This is a genomic window from Enterobacter sp. Ap-867 (assembly GCF_011752855.1).
Lineage (GTDB): Bacteria > Pseudomonadota > Gammaproteobacteria > Enterobacterales > Enterobacteriaceae > Cedecea.
Map to the genome: position 1 here is coordinate 344,362 of NZ_VWWS01000002.1, position 17,092 is coordinate 361,453.

The window sequence follows — 17,092 nt, forward strand, 5'->3', positions numbered from 1 at the left end:
TAATGGTACATTTGATCTCGCTTGTCACAGTCTTATTGATTAAGTGGTTAATTTTAAGGATAAATTATGCCAACAGCGATTGATAAAGCGTTAGACTTCATTGGTGGTATGAACACCTCGGCCTCTGTGCCGCACCCTATGGATGAGAGCACCGCGAAGGGAATGCTTAGGTATCTGAAGCAATTGGGCGTCCCGGCAAGTGCTGCCGACGTTACGGCCCGAGGTGCCCAGGAGGGATGGAACACCGACTTCACGAAAAAAGTCGCCGGTTGGGCGGACAAGGTTGAGTCCGGTAACCGCCTCGTGATTAAAAATCCTGAATACTTTTCTGCCTACATGAAAGAAGAGCTTCGGGCACTGGTGTAAACGAAATCCCCATGACCCGCACAGCAAAAAGGCTGACGATTTCTCGTCAGCCTTTTTTGTCTGGTGGCCCCTGCTGGACTTGAACCAGCGACCAAGCGATTATGAGTCGCCTGCTCTAACCACTGAGCTAAGGGGCCGTGGCGCTGAATTATAATGTAACTGTCGATGGCAATCCAGCGCTTAAATTACATGTGCTGATTTTATAAACAATGGCTAATCAATCCCTTATACTTCCCGCTCGATTCCTTCAGATGAGAAATGCAATGGTTAGCGATATCCTTCAGCCTGACCTTCGGGTCGTGTTTTGCGGCATTAATCCGGGAAAATCATCCGCTCATCTCGGGCTGCCTTTTGCTCATCCTGCCAATCGCTTCTGGAAAGTGCTTCATCTTGCGGGTTTTACGGACCGCCAGCTCAAGCCTGAGGAGGCGCAGCTGTTGCTTTCCTACGGCTGCGGCGTGACGAAACTGGTGGAGCGGCCAACCGTGCAGGCAAACGAAGTGGCACTGCAGGAGCTGCGTGCTGGCGGGCGAGAGCTGATTACAAAGATGCAGGAGTACCAGCCGGGAGCGCTGGCGATTCTGGGCAAGCAGGCCTTTGAGCAGGCGTTCAGGCAGCGTGGCGCGAAATGGGGCAGACAGGAGATAACCCTTGGTGATACCGAGGTGTGGATTTTGCCTAATCCGAGTGGCTTGAGCCGCATCACGGTGGATAAGCTGGTGGAGGCCTATAGAGAGCTGAATGAGTCGCTGACGGCGCGCGGGCGGTAGGTAAGGTGTTGCCGTTTTCCCTCACCCCGGCCCTCTCCCAGAGTGAGAGGGGAATGAAAAGAGGCTCCAGGAGGGTGAGAGGGAATGAAAATAATTTCCCTGAGGGAAAAGGGGGAATTAAAAGCTGTGTATGGAGAGATAAGTGAAAAAGAGGTGCCTGCGGGAGGCGGGAGAAACCGCAAATTCAAGGCAAAAAAAAGCTCCCTGGCGGGAGCTTTTCAATTTTTGACACCGATTAATCGTCCAGGAAGCTACGCAGGACTTCAGAGCGGCTTGGGTGGCGCAGTTTGCGCAGCGCCTTCGCTTCGATCTGACGGATACGTTCGCGGGTAACGTCGAACTGTTTACCCACTTCTTCCAGCGTGTGGTCGGTATTCATGTCGATACCGAAGCGCATACGCAGGACTTTCGCCTCACGCGCTGTCAGGCCAGCCAGAACATCGTGCGTTGCGGAACGCAGACTTTCGGAGGTGGCAGAATCCAGCGGCAGCTCGAGGGTGGTGTCCTCGATGAAATCACCCAGATGCGAATCTTCATCGTCGCCGATTGGCGTTTCCATGGAGATAGGCTCTTTGGCAATTTTCAGCACTTTACGGATTTTGTCTTCCGGCATCAGCATACGTTCGGCTAACTCTTCCGGCGTTGGCTCACGGCCCATCTCTTGCAGCATCTGGCGCGAAATACGGTTGAGCTTGTTGATGGTCTCAATCATGTGCACCGGAATACGGATGGTACGCGCCTGGTCGGCGATAGAGCGGGTGATAGCCTGACGGATCCACCAGGTTGCATAAGTCGAGAACTTATAGCCACGGCGGTATTCAAACTTATCCACGGCTTTCATCAGGCCGATGTTGCCTTCCTGAATCAGGTCGAGGAACTGCAGGCCACGGTTGGTGTATTTCTTAGCGATAGAAATAACCAGACGCAGGTTGGCTTCAACCATCTCTTTCTTCGCACGGCGCGCTTTCGCTTCACCAATGGACATGCGACGGTTGATGTCTTTTACCTGCTCGATGGTCAGGCCGGTCTCTTCTTCGATCTGCTGCAGTTTCTGCAGGCTGCGGTGAACGTCTTCGGAGACTTCATGCAGCTTCTCAGACCACGGCTTGTTCATCGCAATGGCCGCGTTGAACCAGGTTTCGCTGGTTTCGTTGCCGGTGAACAGCGTGATGAAGTTTTTCTTCGGCATTTTGCACTGCTCAACGCACAGCTTCATGATGATACGTTCTTGGGTACGAACGCGGTCCATCATGACGCGCATGCTGTTGACCAGGTAGTCGAACTGTTTCGGCACCAGGCGGAACTGTTTGAACACTTCAGACAGCTGCAGGATCTCCGCGGCGGCGTCAGCGTGGCTGCGGCCCTTCGCTTTGATGGTGTCGCGAGTCAGTTCGTACTGCTTGCGCAGCTCACCAAATTTTTCGCGCGCCAGTTCCGGGTCGATGCTGTTGTCATCGTCGGAGCTGTCGTCATCAGACTCTTCGTCTTCGTCCTCATCGTCGTCCATTTCTTCCTGAGAGAGTTCGGAGCCGACGTGGGTTGCGGTTGGCGCGAGATCTTCTTCCGCGTTAGGGTCAACAAAGCCGGTGATGAGGTCGGACAGGCGTGCTTCTTCAGCTTCAACGCGATCGTACTGCTCCAGCAGATAGGTGATCGCTTCCGGGTACTCGGCAACCGAGCACTGTACCTGGTTGATACCGTCTTCGATACGCTTCGCGATATCGATCTCACCCTCACGGGTTAACAGTTCAACGGTCCCCATTTCGCGCATGTACATACGCACGGGGTCGGTGGTACGTCCAATTTCGGACTCCACGCTGGACAGCACCTGGGCAGCCGCTTCTTCCGCGTCTTCATCGGTGCTGTTAGAGTTTTCAGCAAGCAAAAGATCATCGGCATCAGGGGCTTCTTCCATCACCTGAATGCCCATGTCGTTGATCATTTGGATGATGTCTTCGATCTGATCGGAGTCGACGATATCTTCCGGCAGATGGTCATTGACCTCGGCATAGGTCAGATAGCCTTGCTCCTTACCACGTTGGACAAGAAGCTTGAGCTGTGACTGCGGGTTTTGCTCCATAAGACGGTATCCACACTTCAGTATTAGGGTTGTGTCGGTAGGCGTTGCCGCCAACAATAACGTACGAGGGCTGATTTATTTTTATGCCGCAGCCCGTCCGTGCGGCGTTCGGGGGTGACCCGATCAATGTTCGGCAGTTAAGCCGCGAATCTATTTTTTGGCGCGTGATTGCGTGATCACGCGAACTTCTTCACGTTCCGCAGGGGTCAGCCCCGTCGTTCTGGAACGTGCCATTAATTCTTCAAATCTCAGCTCCAGCGCCGACTCAAAAAGATGGTCCAGCGAGTCGGTGAACGTTTTTTCAGCAATGTCCTTATCTGCTATATCGTCCCACGCCGAGAGTTTTTCAAGGGTTGTGGCCTCATTTGTGCCACGATATTGTTCCAGTAGCTGCCCGGTGGTCAGCCCCGGATGCGCCAGGCAAGCGTCAACCAGGTCGCTAAACAGCGTTAAACCCGGCAGCTTTGCGGCATCCAGCCCGCTTAGTGGCGGGACCAGCGGAGCCAGTTCCGGATTCTGTACCAATAACCCTATCAGTATACGCATGGTTGTGCGTTTTAGCTGAGGCGCCGGACGAGGTGTTGCCCCCTCGACCTGTTTGGGCATCAGCTTTTCAAGCTGGCTGTCGTCCAGAATACCGAGCTTGTTGCCCAGCTCCTGGCGCAGATAGATACGCAGCGTTTCGCCGGGTACCTGGCTAATCAGCGGCAGAGCCAGCGTGCTTAGTCGCGCTCTTCCGTCTGGCGTACTCAAATCAACCTGCGGCAGCAGGCTGTTAAACAGGAACGTGGAGAGCGGCTGAGCCTGCTCCATCCGCGCTTCAAACGCGTCCTTTCCTTCTTTGCGCACCAGCGTATCCGGGTCTTCACCGTCGGGCAGGAACATAAACCGCAGCTGACGACCGTCCGTCATATAAGGTAGCGCAGTTTCCAGCGCTCGCCATGCCGCGTCTCGTCCTGCGCGATCGCCGTCATAACAGCAGACGACATTATCTGTCACCCGGAACAGCAACTGAATATGATCGGCGGTGGTGGAGGTACCCAGGGAAGCAACGGCGTAGGAAATGCCGTACTGCGCCAGCGCCACCACATCCATATATCCTTCGACTACCAGAAGGCGTGCCGGTTCCGGCTGGCTCTGCTGGGCTTCATACAGGCCATACAGCTGGCGGCCCTTGTGAAAAATGTCGGTTTCCGGGGAGTTCAGGTATTTCGGCAGGGCATCGCCCAGCACGCGTCCACCAAACCCGATGACCCGGCCGCGTTTATCGCGAATCGGGAACATGACCCGCTCGCGAAAACGGTCGTAACTGCGGCCCTGGTCGTTGGTGACCAGCATGCCTGCGTCCGTCAGCGCCTGGCGGTTTTCGCTGTTGCCGCCAAAGCGTTTAAGCGCATTATCCCAGCCGGGTGGCGCATAGCCGATGGCGAAATGGCTAATGACCTCATCGCTCAGGCCACGCTTGCCCAGATACTGACGCGCCGGTTCTGCGGCGGGCTGCTTCAGGGACTGCTGATAAAAGGCGTTCAGGCCGTCCATCAGTTGATACAGGCTTTGGCGCTGGTGTCGTTCGATCTGGCTTGGGCCATTGCCCGCTTCGTACGGCACTTCAAGGTTGTGCATGGTCGCCAGCTCTTCAACGCTTTCGACAAACTCGAGCTTGTCGTAGTTCATCAGGAAGTCGAGGGCGTTACCGTGTGCGCCACAGCCAAAGCAGTGGTAAAACTGTTTATCACCGTTCACGGTGAAAGAGGGGGTTTTCTCGTTATGGAATGGACAACATGCGTGGTAGTTCTTGCCCTGCTTTTTCAGCTTCACGCGAGCATCGATCAGGTCGACGATGTCGGTGCGAGCGATCAGGTCATTGATAAAAACACGCGGGATTCGTCCAGCCATAGGCCCCATGCTATATCCGTCATCTCTCAGGCGGTGGCCTAAAAGCTCAGGGATATGTCAGTTTATAAACGAGAATAAGCCGCGCATTCCTTTCGGAAGCACGGCCTTATAACTACTACTCAGTCTGATGTTGAGGAGTGAATCCTCAGAAGATTAGTACAGACGAGTGCGGCGTGCGTTTTCGCGAGCCAGTTTCTTCGCGTGGCGTTTCACAGCAGAAGCTTTAGCGCGCTTACGTTCGGTCGTTGGTTTTTCATAGAACTCACGACGACGGACTTCCGCCAGAACGCCTGCTTTCTCGCAGGAACGCTTGAAGCGACGCAGTGCTACGTCGAACGGCTCGTTTTCACGTACTTTAATTACCGGCATGTAACTCTCACCTTTAATAATTCGGTTTGCCGCTGGCATACAGGCCAGCTTAATTCAAAATGGTGCGGAATTTTACTGCAACTCTTGCTGCTTTGTAAAGCACCGAACGACCAGAAACCTGGCTTTTAGGGCCGGTATCTTCCAGGACCGCAGATTATACACCATTAGTCCCGTCCAGGGGCAGCAAAGTTTTACAAAGGAAGCCACCGGGATTAAACTTCGCGCCGGGCCAAAGAGGTAAAACAAGCCATGCGTGTACTGGGAATCGAAACATCCTGTGATGAAACCGGCATCGCCATTTATGACGATGAGAAAGGGTTATTAGCCAACCAATTGTATAGTCAGGTGAAACTTCACGCTGACTACGGCGGCGTGGTGCCGGAGCTGGCCTCCCGCGATCACGTTCGCAAGACCGTGCCGCTTATCCAGGCTGCCCTAAAAGAGGCGGGATTAACCGCCAAAGATATCGACGGCGTGGCGTACACCGCCGGGCCGGGCCTGGTTGGCGCGCTGCTGGTTGGCGCAACCATTGGCCGCTCGCTGGCGTTTGCCTGGGACGTGCCTGCCGTGCCGGTCCACCACATGGAAGGCCACCTGCTGGCGCCGATGCTGGAAGACAATCCGCCCGAGTTCCCGTTCGTCGCGCTGCTGGTTTCCGGCGGCCATACCCAATTGATCAGCGTCACCGGCATTGGTAAATATGAACTGCTGGGTGAGTCTATCGATGATGCGGCAGGCGAAGCGTTCGATAAAACCGCTAAGCTGCTGGGGCTTGACTACCCAGGCGGGCCGCTGCTTTCCAAAATGGCGGCCCAGGGTACGCCGGGGCGTTTCACCTTCCCACGTCCTATGACCGACCGCCCGGGCATGGATTTCAGCTTCTCTGGCCTGAAAACCTTCGCGGCAAACACCATTCGTGATAACGACGCTGACGATCAAACTCGCGCGGATATCGCCCGCGCCTTTGAAGATGCGGTGGTGGATACGCTGGCTATTAAATGTAAACGTGCGCTCGAACATACCGGCTTTAAACGTCTGGTGATGGCGGGCGGCGTGAGCGCCAACCGCACCCTGCGCGCTAAGCTGGCCGAGATGATGATCAAACGTCGGGGCGAAGTCTTTTACGCGCGGCCGGAATTTTGCACCGATAATGGCGCCATGATCGCCTATGCCGGGATGATTCGCCTCAAAGCAGGTACTTCCGGCGAGCTGAGCGTTAGCGTTCGCCCGCGCTGGCCGCTGGCAGAGCTACCCGCCGCCTGATAAACGAGAAAAAAAGGAGTGGGAACCACTCCTTTTTTATTTGGGCTAGAAAGGCGTTGGGCCCAGCACGGTCACTGCGAGTTGTTCGGCAATGGCCATCAGCTGGTCCATATCCTGAGCAGCAATCAGCCGCAGCGCCTGCTCAACGCCTCCGGGTGTACAGGTCATTAGCAGCCGCATGGGCTTATCGGTTCTGTTGGCCCATGCGTGTGGAATACCTCTTTTTAACAGCAGCGATTCGCCGGCGCTGGCATCAATAACCTTTTCCCCGTAGGCAATCCGGGCTGTGCCCTCGAGGACAAGGGCATACTCATCTTCGTTGGCATGAACGTGAAGCGGCGTTCCGTCGCCCGGCTGTGAAACGATCTCCACCACCGAGTAAAGTCCACCGGTCTGCTCCGCAGAGATGCGAATCAGGCAAGCTTCGCCCGGCCGCGTTTGCAGCCACTGTGACGATGATTCCAGCGCCGTTGAGTGCGATGTTGTATTCAAGATGTTGGCCTCAGTAAAAGTGTTTTGCAGGTGAAACTGTTTTTTTGTTCCTCTCCACTTTAAGCTCCCCAAATCCCGCGCTGCATCTCTGGAGTGTAATAATATGCAACAAACGAAAGCGGCCTTAGCCCGGTACTTTCAGCTCAGGATCCGGCACTCTAAGGTGATACCCGACTGAACCTGGAGAACCCTGTGTCCGATATCCTCAGCAAAATTATCGCCGTTAAACATGAAGAAATTGCCGCCGCCAAAAAAGCAATTTCCCTGAGCCAGCTTGCCGAACAGGCCGCTGCTCAGAACCACCGTGATTTTGTTGCCGCGCTGCGTCATAAGCGTGATGCAGGCCTGGCGGGCGTGATTGCCGAAGTGAAAAAGGCCAGCCCATCGAAAGGGTTGATTCGTGAGAATTTCAATCCCGCTGAGATAGCTGTTTCTTACCAGCAGGGTGGGGCTGCATGTTTGTCGGTGCTAACCGACGAACAGTTCTTCCAGGGAAGCGCGGCCTATCTGCAGCAGGCGCGAGCTGCCTGCGACCTGCCGGTTTTACGCAAAGATTTTATGATCGATCCGTGGCAGGTTGTGGAAGCCCGGGCGATGGGGGCGGATTGCATCCTGCTTATTGTTTCTGCGATTGAAGATGGCCAGATGCAGGAGCTTGAGGCGCAGGCCCACGAGCTGGGCATGGCGGTGCTGGTAGAGGTGCATGATGCCGATGAGCTGGAACGTTCGCTCCGGTTGACCACGCCGCTTATCGGTGTCAATAACCGTAATTTGCGCACCTTTGAGACCACGATAGAAACCACCATCAGCCTGTTGGCACAGCTGCCGGCAGATCGCATGGTTGTGACCGAGTCTGGCATCGCTACGCGCGAACATGTGGTTCGCCTGCGCGAAGCTAACGTGAACAACTTCCTCGTGGGGGAAGCTTTTATGCGGGCAGATGAGCCGGGACAGGAGCTAGCTGCGATGTTTTTCCCCGCTCGGTAAACGGCAGAATACATGTTAAACCAGAGCTAAAGCCCGCTGAGATAGCGGGCTTTTTTATTGATTTTTGCCAGGATTATGTTGATAAATGTCGTGCACTTAAAGTGCATAATAAATGCAATTTATACAATAACGATAATGAGTGGGACAATATGAGCGATAAATGGTTAACAACGCTGATCGCTGACGATCCGCAGGCAGGATATGAACTAGCGGTGACGCTGAGCCGTCGGGGAGTCAAAACCGTACAGCCGGACCCGGAAGTGCTGAAAAAGCTGCGTCCGGTCTACGCGAATGATGCCGATGCGCTGATTGCGTCATCTCAGGTCATCGCGATTCATTTCCAGACGATTGCTGCGGCGAATAATTACTGGAAGGATTAGTGCTTAGCTGATTTACCTAAGAAAAAGGAGTGATTTATCACTCCTTTGTTGTTTCTACAGGGCTCGAATAATCCTGTCTTATTCAGACTCGTCTTTTTTCTTTTTCTTTTTAAATCGCGCCCAGATTTTCGTTTCCTGGCCTCGCCACAGGCGCTGAATATTGTCGTGATGGCGCATCAGGATCAGGCAGGAGAGCATTGCCACCGGGAAGGTAAACTGCGGTTTGAACCACCAGACATAAAACGGGGCTATCAGCGCGCTGATAATGGCACCGAGGGAAGAATAGCCGCTCAGAAGTACGCTTAGCAGCCAAGTTCCCGCCATCACGCCGGTTAAATCCCAGCCGATAGGTGCAATGGCGCCAAACGCCGTGGCGACGCCTTTACCGCCTTGAAACTTAAAGAATACTGGCCAAATATGGCCCATGCAGGCGGCAATAGCAATCAGGCCAAGCCAGAAGGGCGTCACACCCAAGGCCCAGGCCGCCCAGACCGGCAGCATGCCTTTCAGCACATCAAAAATTAGTACCGCTACGGCTGCACCTTTGCCGCCAATGCGTAACACATTGGTTGCTCCTGGGTTACCGGAGCCGCTCTCGCGTGGATCGGGGAGACCGGCAATGCGGCACACCAGAATGGCGCTAGAAATCGAGCCGCAAAGATACGCGAGGAGAATCATACCAGGCGCGATTGCACTCATAACGCTGTTCCATGTTGAAAGTGTCGAAGTCTTCTTTGCATCTGTGGATAATACGCATATTTCGCCGGAAGTGGTATCCGGCATGACTAAAAACCGGGCAGGGCGTGATGGACATTGTATTTATAGAGCAACTTTCGGTAATCACCACTATTGGTGTTTACGACTGGGAACAAACCATTGAACAGAAGCTGGTGTTCGATATCGAAATGGCCTGGGATAACCGCAAAGCCGCAGGCAGTGATGATGTCAACGACTGCCTCAGCTATGCGGATGTCAGCGAAGCGGTTATAAAGCACGTGAGCGGGGGGCGTTTTGCGCTGGTAGAGCGCGTTGCTGAAGAGGTTGCGGAACTGTTGCTGACCCGCTTTAATTCACCGTGGATTCGGCTGAAGGTGAGCAAGCCCGGCGCTGTTGCACAGGCCGCTAACGTGGGCGTTATCATCGAGCGTGGCGGTAATCTGAAACAAAGCAAATAATGGGCTGAACGTTAAACCAAACGGCGAAAGGCTGGTCTTAACGATGTATCTTTTTGCGGCAGGCGTCAAACGTGTGCCGTTTTTTTGTGTTCGTTTTTGGGATGAGGGGTAAGTGATGAGCGATTTACCAACGTTGGCGATAGCCGCCATTCTTGGCGTTGTGGAAGGTTTAACGGAGTTTTTACCGGTATCGTCTACCGGGCACATGATCATCGTAGGGCATCTTTTAGGCTTCGAGGGGCAAACGGCGGAAACCTTTGAAGTGGTTATTCAACTGGGTTCTATTCTCGCCGTGGTGGTGATGTTCTGGCGTCGTCTGTTTGGTTTGATTGGTATCCACTTTGGTCGTCCTCCTGAGCATGAAGGGGTAGGTACCGGCCGTCTTTCTCTGATTCATATTTTGCTTGCTATGATCCCGGCGGTAGTGCTCGGCCTTGTCCTGCACGATGCCATTAAATCGCTGTTTAACCCGGTCAACGTGATGTATGCCCTGGTGGTTGGCGGCGTGCTGCTGATTGTCGCCGAGTGCTTTAAGCCAAAGGTACCGCGTGCCGTAGGCGTGGACGACATCACCTATCGTCAGGCGTTTATGATTGGCTGCTTCCAGTGTCTGGCGCTTTGGCCGGGGTTCTCTCGTTCCGGGGCAACGATTTCCGGTGGGATGCTGATGGGCGTTAGTCGCTATGCGGCTTCTGAGTTCTCATTCCTGCTGGCGGTGCCAATGATGATGGGGGCGACGGCGCTTGATCTCTACAAGAGCATCGGCTTCCTGACGATGGGTGATCTGCCGATGTTTGCCGTGGGCTTTGTCACGGCGTTTATCGTGGCGCTGGTCGCCATCAAAACCTTCCTGCAACTCATCAAGCGTATTTCGTTTATTCCGTTTGCGATTTACCGTTTTATTGTTGCCGCCGTGGTGTTCTTTATCTTCACCTAGTGGCAGCGGCCCTCAGCCTTGCGGCTGGGGGCAATTCGCTTCCTTCCAGGCCGCAACGGCCTTAATTCTCCGCTTCGTTAATTCTTCACGGATCGCCGGGCCGCTGAAGCCTGCTTCTATCACTTCTTTATTGGTTACGCTCTGCGCGGCAATCCAGGCCGCGCGAAGCATTCTGCCCTGCGGATAATCGCTGGCCTCAAAGCCGGTGCGTCCGCGAGCATCTGCTTCGCTGGTTAAGGCGATTTGCTCCACGCGCTGCGGCTTGCGCCAGGCGTCAATGGCGTCGAACAGCTTGATCACCGTTTTGGGCTGCAAAATCGGGAAGGTATGGATCAGGTCGTGGAATTCTGCGACCAGTTTAGCCAGATCACGAATCTCGTTTGGTACGCGCAGGCGAGCACAAAGTTGCTCCACAAGCTTAACGCCCGCCGGGCCGTGGCCGTGGTGGCTGGGCCATTTTTCCTTTGGCGTCAGCCCTTTTCCGAGATCGTGACACAGCGTGGCGAAACGCACATCTACCGCCGGACTAAGCTGCGCGGCAATAGACAGCGTCATCAGCGTATGAATACCGGTGTCGATCTCCGGATGCCATTTGGCCGGCGCGGGGACACCGTAAAGCGCGTCTATTTCCGGGAACAGAACTTTCAGGGCGCCGCATTCGCGTAGTACGGCAAAAAAGACCTGCGGATTGCGGCTGGTCAGCGCATTTTCCGTCTCTTTCCACACGCGTTCGGCGGTGAGATGCGCAATTTCGCCGTTGTCCGTCATGGAGCGCATCAGGGCGAGTGTTTCTGGCGCTATCTGGAAATTAAGATGGGCATAACGTGCAGCAAAACGCGCCACGCGCAGCACGCGCAGCGGGTCTTCATTGAACGCCGGTGAAACATGGCGAAGCAGGCGACGCTCGATATCGGCAAGGCCGTTATACGGGTCGATAAGCTCGCCATTCTCATCCTGGGCAATAGCGTTGATCGTCAGGTCGCGACGCAGGAGATCCTGTTCAAGCGTGACGTCCGGGGCCGAATAGCAGGTAAAGCCGGTATAACCCTGGCCCGATTTCCTTTCGGTACGGGCCAGCGCATACTCTTCGTGGGATTGAGGATGCAGAAACACCGGGAAGTCTTTTCCGACCTGCTCGTAGCCTTCGTCCAGCATTTGCTGAGGCGTCGCCCCAACCACAACCCAGTCTTTATCCTTAACCGGCAGTTTTAATAACCCGTCACGAACCGCACCACCGACAAGATAAATCTTCACGCTTTACACCCCAGGCACCGTTATTGAACCACGAATGGTAAGTGTAGATGCGAGGGGGAATCAACGGCTAATGTGCCGTCACTAGTTCATCCAGCGGTCTTTCTTCTTGCGGCTTGGGATCATGTGCGGAAGCAGCAGGCCAATCAGCAGGCCAAACCCTGCCACGCCGCCGCCGTACATAAACCATTGCATGATGATGGCACGCTGTTTGTCGTCAAGCTGGACGTTGGCGGCATCCACCTTTTTCTTGGCGACGATAAGCTGGTTTTTGAGCTGCTGATTCTCGTCCTTCAGGCCATTAATCACGGTGTCGCTCTGGGCCACTTTCTGCTGCATTTCAGCGGTACGCTGGTTCCAGGTCGTGTCGATGTTGTTCAGCTTGTCTGTCAGCGTTTTGACCTGGTTTTCCAGATCGGGAACGCGGGTACGCAGGCTTGGGGTGGTGCTTAGCTGCGCGAGGGGGATCCAGGAGGTACGCCCGTTGCTGTCACGTACCTGGCCGTATTTGGTTTCTTCGTTGCTTTGCAGCAGCGTGACTTGTTCCCCTGCGTTGACGGTGCCAACCAGGCGGTAGTTATCGCCCGGGCCGCTGCGGACCCAGGTGTTTAATTCATCAGAGACATAACGTTTTTCTTCGGCATGAGCCACGACGGAAACGCTAAGGGAGAGCAAAGTGAGGCAAATCAGGCGTAATTTCTGCATTATTTCGTCGTTATTTTCATAAAGTGTGGAACGATAGTAGTGGCAACAGTCTGACGGCGCAATCCGTAAACCTGAATGAGAATCATCCTGATGTCAATTTGACCACCCGGCGTTCCCGCCCTACCGCAAATTCGCTACCCGACAGGGTATTTTGTCGTACTATTACAGACCTAATCGACGCTATTTAGTTCGCCAGGCGATCGCCTGGCGTGACGTAAACATAAGTAAAGAAGACATGGCCCAGGAAATCGAACTTAAATTCATCGTTAATCCTGCAGCGCTTGACACGCTGCGCGACAAATTAAATGCCCTGCCGGGCGAGCACAGCGACCCGCGTCAGTTGCTCAATATTTATTATGAAACGGCGGATAACCTGCTGCGCCGCCACGACATGGGGCTGCGTATTCGCGGCGATGCCGGGCAATACGAAATGACGATGAAAATCGCCGGGCGAGTGACCGGCGGGCTGCATCAGCGTCCTGAATACAACGTGGCGCTAAGCAAGCCCGAGCTGGATCTTGCTTTACTGCCAGCAGAAGTTTGGCCGGAAGGGCTGGACGTGGCGACTTTACAGGCCGACGTGAAGCCGCTGTTCAGTACGGATTTTGCGCGCGAAAAGTGGGTAGTTACTCACGGTGAAAGCCGCATTGAACTGGCGTTGGATCTGGGTGAAGTGAAAGCCGGTGAGCACCAGACTCCCATCTGCGAGCTTGAACTTGAGTTGCTGAGCGGTGAGACGGCGGATTTACTGGCCCTGGCGGAAAGTCTGGTCACCGAATCTGGCCTGCGTCAGGGCAGCCTGAGCAAGGCGGCACGGGGCTATCACCTGGCCCAGGGCAATGCGGTGCGCGAAGTGAAACCGCTGGGCGTACTGTATCCGCCGGCTAAAGCCAACGTTGAGCAGGGGCTGGAAGGTGCTCTGGAGCTGGCGCTCGCCCACTGGCTGTACCATGAAGAATTATGGCTTAGCGGCGTGAAAGCGGCTAAGCAGCAGGTGATTGACGCCGTGGGCCTGGTGCGCCATGCCCTCGCGCTTTTTGGCGGCATCATTCCAAGAAAAGCGAGCACCCACTTACGTGAGCAGCTGATTGCGCTCGAAGCACGCTTTGCCGGTGACGAAAAAGCCGAAGTGATTGTCTATAGCGCGCAGGCGAGCAGCGCTAAGCTGGCGCTGACCCGCTGGCTGGTGGAGCGCCAGTGGCAGCCGTTCATTGATGAGAAAGGCCGCGCGAAGCTGGATAGTTCCTTTAAACGTTTCGCGGATACGCATCTTTCCCGCCATGCGGCTGAGTTAAAAGAGACGTTCCAGCGCCCGCTGGGGGATGCATACGCAGACCAGTTACCGCGTCTGGCGCGTGAGACGGATGCTATCCGCCTGCTGGCCGGGGTGTACAGCGATGCGCAAACCCAGCCGTGGCTGGAAAACTGGCAGGGGTTGCGTCACGCCATTGTTACCCGCCAGCGCATAGAAATTGAGCATTACCGAAACGAAGCGATCTCGCAGGCGCCTTTCTGGCTGCACAGCGGGAAATAATAGACTGGTAACGGATACCCACCATGATGGCGCTGACCCCTTTGTTACAGCAGCACCTGCAGGCGTTTTTGCCGCGCCTGCCGCAAGAGATTGACTCCCTGACACTGAGCGAAGAAGCTCGCGCGGTGCTGGCGATAAGTGATTTTGTTGGTGACAGCGTGGTGGCGTATCCCGCCTGGCTGCAAACCCTGCAGCAGGACGCCCCTACGGCTGACGAATGGCAACATTATGCCGCCTGGCTGCAGCAGGATCTGCAGGATGTGCACGACGAAGCGGCATTGATGAAAGCGCTGCGGTTTTTCCGTCGCCGTATCATGGTGCGTATCGCCTGGGCGCAGGCGCTGGAGCAGGTGGATACGCAAAGCACGCTGCAGCAGCTGAGCGTGCTGGCGGAAACGCTAATTGTTGCCGCCCGTGACTGGCTTTATGCGGCCTGCTGCCGCGAATGGGGCACGCCTTGCAACGCCGCCGGTGAGCCGCAGCCGCTGCTGATCCTTGGCATGGGCAAGCTGGGCGGAGGCGAACTGAATTTCTCTTCCGATATCGACCTGATTTTTGCCTGGCCGGAAAACGGCTCCACCCAGGGCGGGCGCCGTGAACTGGATAACGCCCAGTTCTTCACCCGCATGGGGCAGCGCCTGATTAAAGTCCTCGACCAGCCAACGCAGGACGGCTTTGTGTACCGCGTGGATATGCGTCTGCGTCCGTTTGGCGACAGCGGTCCGCTGGTACTGAGCTTTGCCGCGCTGGAAGATTATTACCAGGAGCAGGGGCGCGACTGGGAACGCTACGCGATGGTAAAAGCGCGGATTATGGGCGACAACGACGATGTCTGGAGCCAGGAGCTACGCAACATGCTGCGGCCATTTGTGTTCCGCCGCTACATCGACTTCAGCGTGATTCAGTCCCTGCGAAACATGAAGGGCATGATTGCCCGCGAAGTCCGTCGCCGTGGGCTAACGGACAATATTAAGCTCGGCGCCGGCGGCATTCGCGAAACCGAGTTTATCGTGCAGGTCTTCCAGCTCATCCGCGGTGGCCGGGAGCCTTCTCTGCAGTCCCGTTCGCTGCTGCCTACCCTGGAAGCCATTCAACAGCTTCATCTGCTGCCGGAAGAAGATGCCCAGAAACTGCGTGCGGCTTACCTCTACCTGCGTCGGCTGGAAAACTTACTGCAAAGCATCAACGACGAGCAGACGCAGACCTTGCCCGGTGACGATCTAAACCGTGCCCGGCTGGCCTGGGCGATGCAGGCGACTGACTGGGAAGCCCTGCAGCAAACGCTGCAGCTGCATATGAACGACGTGCGTCAGGTCTTTAACGATCTGATTGGCGACGATGAGCCGGAAGCCGGTGAAGATAAAGTTGCTGAAGGCTGGCGCGAGCTGTGGATCGACGCCCTGGACGCCGATGAAAACATGGCGGTGCTGAGTCATTTGAGCGCTGAGGCGCGGGCAGAGTTACTGAAGCAAGTTAGCCATTTCCGGCAGGAGATCGACAAGCGCACCATTGGCCCACGTGGCCGCCAGGTGCTGGATCAACTTCTGCCGCACCTGCTGAGTGAAGTCTGTTCCCGGGCCGACGCGCCGCTGACGTTTTCCCGTCTGACGCCGCTGCTGTTTGGGATCCTCACCCGCACGACCTATCTGGAACTGTTAAGTGAATTCCCCGGCGCGCTTAAACACCTGATTACGCTCTGTGCGGCCTCGCCGATGATTGCCGCGCAGCTTGCCAGCTATCCGCTGCTGCTGGATGAACTGCTCGACCCTAATACGCTGTATCAGCCCACGGCAATGGACGCCTATCGCGACGAACTGCGTCAATATCTGCTGCGCGTGCCGGACGAAGACGAAGAGCAGCAGCTGGAAGCGTTGCGTCAGTTCAAGCAGGCGCAGATGCTGCGCGTGGCGGCGGCCGATATCGCTGGCACCTTGCCGGTGATGAAGGTCAGCGACCATCTGACCTGGCTTGCGGAAGCGATTCTCGATGCGGTGGTGCAGCGTGCCTGGGCGCAAATGGTGGCGCGCTACGGCCAGCCTCGTCATTTGCAGAACAGAGAAGGGCGCGGCTTTGCCGTGCTGGGCTATGGCAAACTCGGCGGCTGGGAGCTGGGCTACAGTTCCGATCTGGATCTGGTTTTCCTGCATGATTGCCCGATGGAAGTGATGACGGACGGCGAGCGTGAAATCGATGGCCGTCAGTTCTATCTGCGCCTGGCGCAGCGCATCATGCATCTGTTTAGCACGCGTACCTCAACCGGGATTTTGTACGAAGTTGACGCTCGCCTCAGGCCGTCCGGTGCGGCAGGTATGCTGGTCACCACCGCAGAATCGTTTGCTGATTATCAGAAGAATGAAGCCTGGACCTGGGAACATCAGGCGCTGGTTCGCGCCCGTGTGGTGTACGGCGATCCGGCGCTTAACCGCCAGTTTGACGCCATCCGCCGCGAGATCCTGTGCACGCCGCGTGAAGGGGAAGCCCTGCAGGTAGAAGTGCGCGAGATGCGTGAAAAAATGCGCGCGCATTTGGGCAATAAGCACCGCGATCGCTTTGATATTAAAGCCGATGAGGGTGGGATCACCGACATCGAATTTATTACGCAATATCTGGTGCTGCGCTATGCCAGCGAAGCGCCGAAGCTAACCCGCTGGTCCGATAACGTGCGCATCCTGGAACTGATGGCGCAGAACGACATCATGGATGAAGCCGAGGCCAAAGCGTTGACGCATGCCTATGTCACGCTGCGGGATGAATTGCACCATCTGGCGCTGCAGGAATTGCCGGGCCACGTTGCGCTGGACGCCTTTGCGAAAGAGCGTGAGCAGGTGCGTCGGAGCTGGCAAACCTGGCTTGGCGAGCCGCAAACGCACGCGGGAGAGTAATTATG

General features: G+C 55.7%; 15 protein-coding genes, 1 tRNA gene and 1 pseudogene. 9 read left to right on the top strand and 8 right to left on the bottom strand.

The annotated features are described in order from the left end of the window. The first annotated feature begins 43 nt into the window (after positions 1-43). Positions 44-366 (top strand): annotated as a pseudogene (locus tag F3J26_RS09200) (DUF1889 family protein). 61 nt (positions 367-427) lie between these two features. On the opposite strand, the gene F3J26_RS09205 reads toward F3J26_RS09200, so the two are convergent. Further along, positions 428-503: transfer RNA gene (locus F3J26_RS09205), tRNA-Ile, on the bottom strand. A 126-nt stretch (positions 504-629) separates the two neighbouring features. Between F3J26_RS09205 and mug the strand changes: the two genes are divergently transcribed. Further along, positions 630-1,136, top strand: a complete 507-nt coding sequence (mug, locus tag F3J26_RS09210; protein ID WP_166993428.1) for a G/U mismatch-specific DNA glycosylase — start codon at positions 630-632, stop codon at positions 1,134-1,136. A 235-nt stretch (positions 1,137-1,371) separates the two neighbouring features. Here mug and rpoD read toward each other — a convergent pair whose 3' ends face one another. From rpoD to rpsU, 3 genes are all read right to left on the bottom strand, one after another. Beyond that, on the bottom strand, positions 1,372-3,216 hold the full coding sequence (rpoD, locus tag F3J26_RS09215; RefSeq protein ID WP_008460031.1) for an RNA polymerase sigma factor RpoD: 1,845 nt from the start codon (positions 3,214-3,216) through the stop codon (positions 1,372-1,374). 150 nt (positions 3,217-3,366) lie between these two features. Next, positions 3,367-5,112, bottom strand: a complete 1,746-nt coding sequence (dnaG, locus tag F3J26_RS09220) for a DNA primase (protein ID WP_008460032.1) — start codon at positions 5,110-5,112, stop codon at positions 3,367-3,369. Positions 5,113-5,265: 153 nt separating this feature from the next. Then, positions 5,266-5,481: a 30S ribosomal protein S21 gene (rpsU, locus tag F3J26_RS09225; protein WP_001144069.1), complete on the bottom strand. Its 216-nt coding sequence runs from the start codon at positions 5,479-5,481 to the stop codon at positions 5,266-5,268. A gap of 249 nt (positions 5,482-5,730) precedes the next feature. On the opposite strand from rpsU, the gene tsaD reads away from it, so the two are divergent. After that, complete coding sequence (gene tsaD, locus F3J26_RS09230; RefSeq protein WP_166993430.1) at positions 5,731-6,744, top strand: tRNA (adenosine(37)-N6)-threonylcarbamoyltransferase complex transferase subunit TsaD; 1,014 nt, start codon at positions 5,731-5,733, stop codon at positions 6,742-6,744. Positions 6,745-6,789: 45 nt separating this feature from the next. Here tsaD and F3J26_RS09235 read toward each other — a convergent pair whose 3' ends face one another. Then, entirely contained in the window at positions 6,790-7,236 is a 447-nt protein-coding gene (locus F3J26_RS09235) for a cupin domain-containing protein (protein WP_286180221.1), read from the bottom strand. A 192-nt stretch (positions 7,237-7,428) separates the two neighbouring features. Here F3J26_RS09235 and trpC point away from each other — a divergent pair, with 192 nt between their 5' ends. Together trpC and F3J26_RS09245 are read left to right on the top strand one after the other, a co-directional pair. Next, entirely contained in the window at positions 7,429-8,223 is a 795-nt protein-coding gene (gene trpC, locus F3J26_RS09240; protein WP_166993434.1) for an indole-3-glycerol phosphate synthase TrpC, read from the top strand. A 149-nt stretch (positions 8,224-8,372) separates the two neighbouring features. Further along, positions 8,373-8,603 (top strand): hexameric tyrosine-coordinated heme protein, encoded by a 231-nt coding sequence (locus tag F3J26_RS09245; RefSeq protein WP_008460037.1) that lies wholly within the window; start codon positions 8,373-8,375, stop codon positions 8,601-8,603. A 78-nt stretch (positions 8,604-8,681) separates the two neighbouring features. Here the strand turns inward: F3J26_RS09245 and plsY are convergent, their stop codons facing one another. Beyond that, positions 8,682-9,302, bottom strand: coding sequence for a glycerol-3-phosphate 1-O-acyltransferase PlsY (plsY, locus tag F3J26_RS09250; RefSeq protein WP_008460038.1), 621 nt, complete (start codon positions 9,300-9,302; stop codon positions 8,682-8,684). 107 nt (positions 9,303-9,409) lie between these two features. On the opposite strand from plsY, the gene folB reads away from it, so the two are divergent. Then, positions 9,410-9,778 (top strand): bifunctional dihydroneopterin aldolase/7,8-dihydroneopterin epimerase, encoded by a 369-nt coding sequence (gene folB / locus F3J26_RS09255; RefSeq protein ID WP_166867010.1) that lies wholly within the window; start codon positions 9,410-9,412, stop codon positions 9,776-9,778. A gap of 115 nt (positions 9,779-9,893) precedes the next feature. Continuing rightward, entirely contained in the window at positions 9,894-10,715 is an 822-nt protein-coding gene (gene bacA, locus F3J26_RS09260) for an undecaprenyl-diphosphate phosphatase (protein WP_008460040.1), read from the top strand. 12 nt (positions 10,716-10,727) lie between these two features. Here bacA and F3J26_RS09265 read toward each other — a convergent pair whose 3' ends face one another. After that, positions 10,728-11,969: a multifunctional CCA addition/repair protein gene (locus F3J26_RS09265; RefSeq protein ID WP_166993436.1), complete on the bottom strand. Its 1,242-nt coding sequence runs from the start codon at positions 11,967-11,969 to the stop codon at positions 10,728-10,730. An 81-nt stretch (positions 11,970-12,050) separates the two neighbouring features. Next, entirely contained in the window at positions 12,051-12,671 is a 621-nt protein-coding gene (locus tag F3J26_RS09270) for a TIGR04211 family SH3 domain-containing protein (RefSeq protein ID WP_008460042.1), read from the bottom strand. A gap of 235 nt (positions 12,672-12,906) precedes the next feature. On the opposite strand from F3J26_RS09270, the gene F3J26_RS09275 reads away from it, so the two are divergent. Both F3J26_RS09275 and glnE read left to right on the top strand, forming a co-directional pair. Continuing rightward, entirely contained in the window at positions 12,907-14,205 is a 1,299-nt protein-coding gene (locus F3J26_RS09275; protein WP_166993438.1) for a CYTH domain-containing protein, read from the top strand. Between the two features lie 23 nt (positions 14,206-14,228). Next, complete coding sequence (glnE, locus tag F3J26_RS09280; RefSeq protein WP_166993441.1) at positions 14,229-17,087, top strand: bifunctional [glutamate--ammonia ligase]-adenylyl-L-tyrosine phosphorylase/[glutamate--ammonia-ligase] adenylyltransferase; 2,859 nt, start codon at positions 14,229-14,231, stop codon at positions 17,085-17,087. Positions 17,088-17,092: the final 5 nt, after the last annotated feature.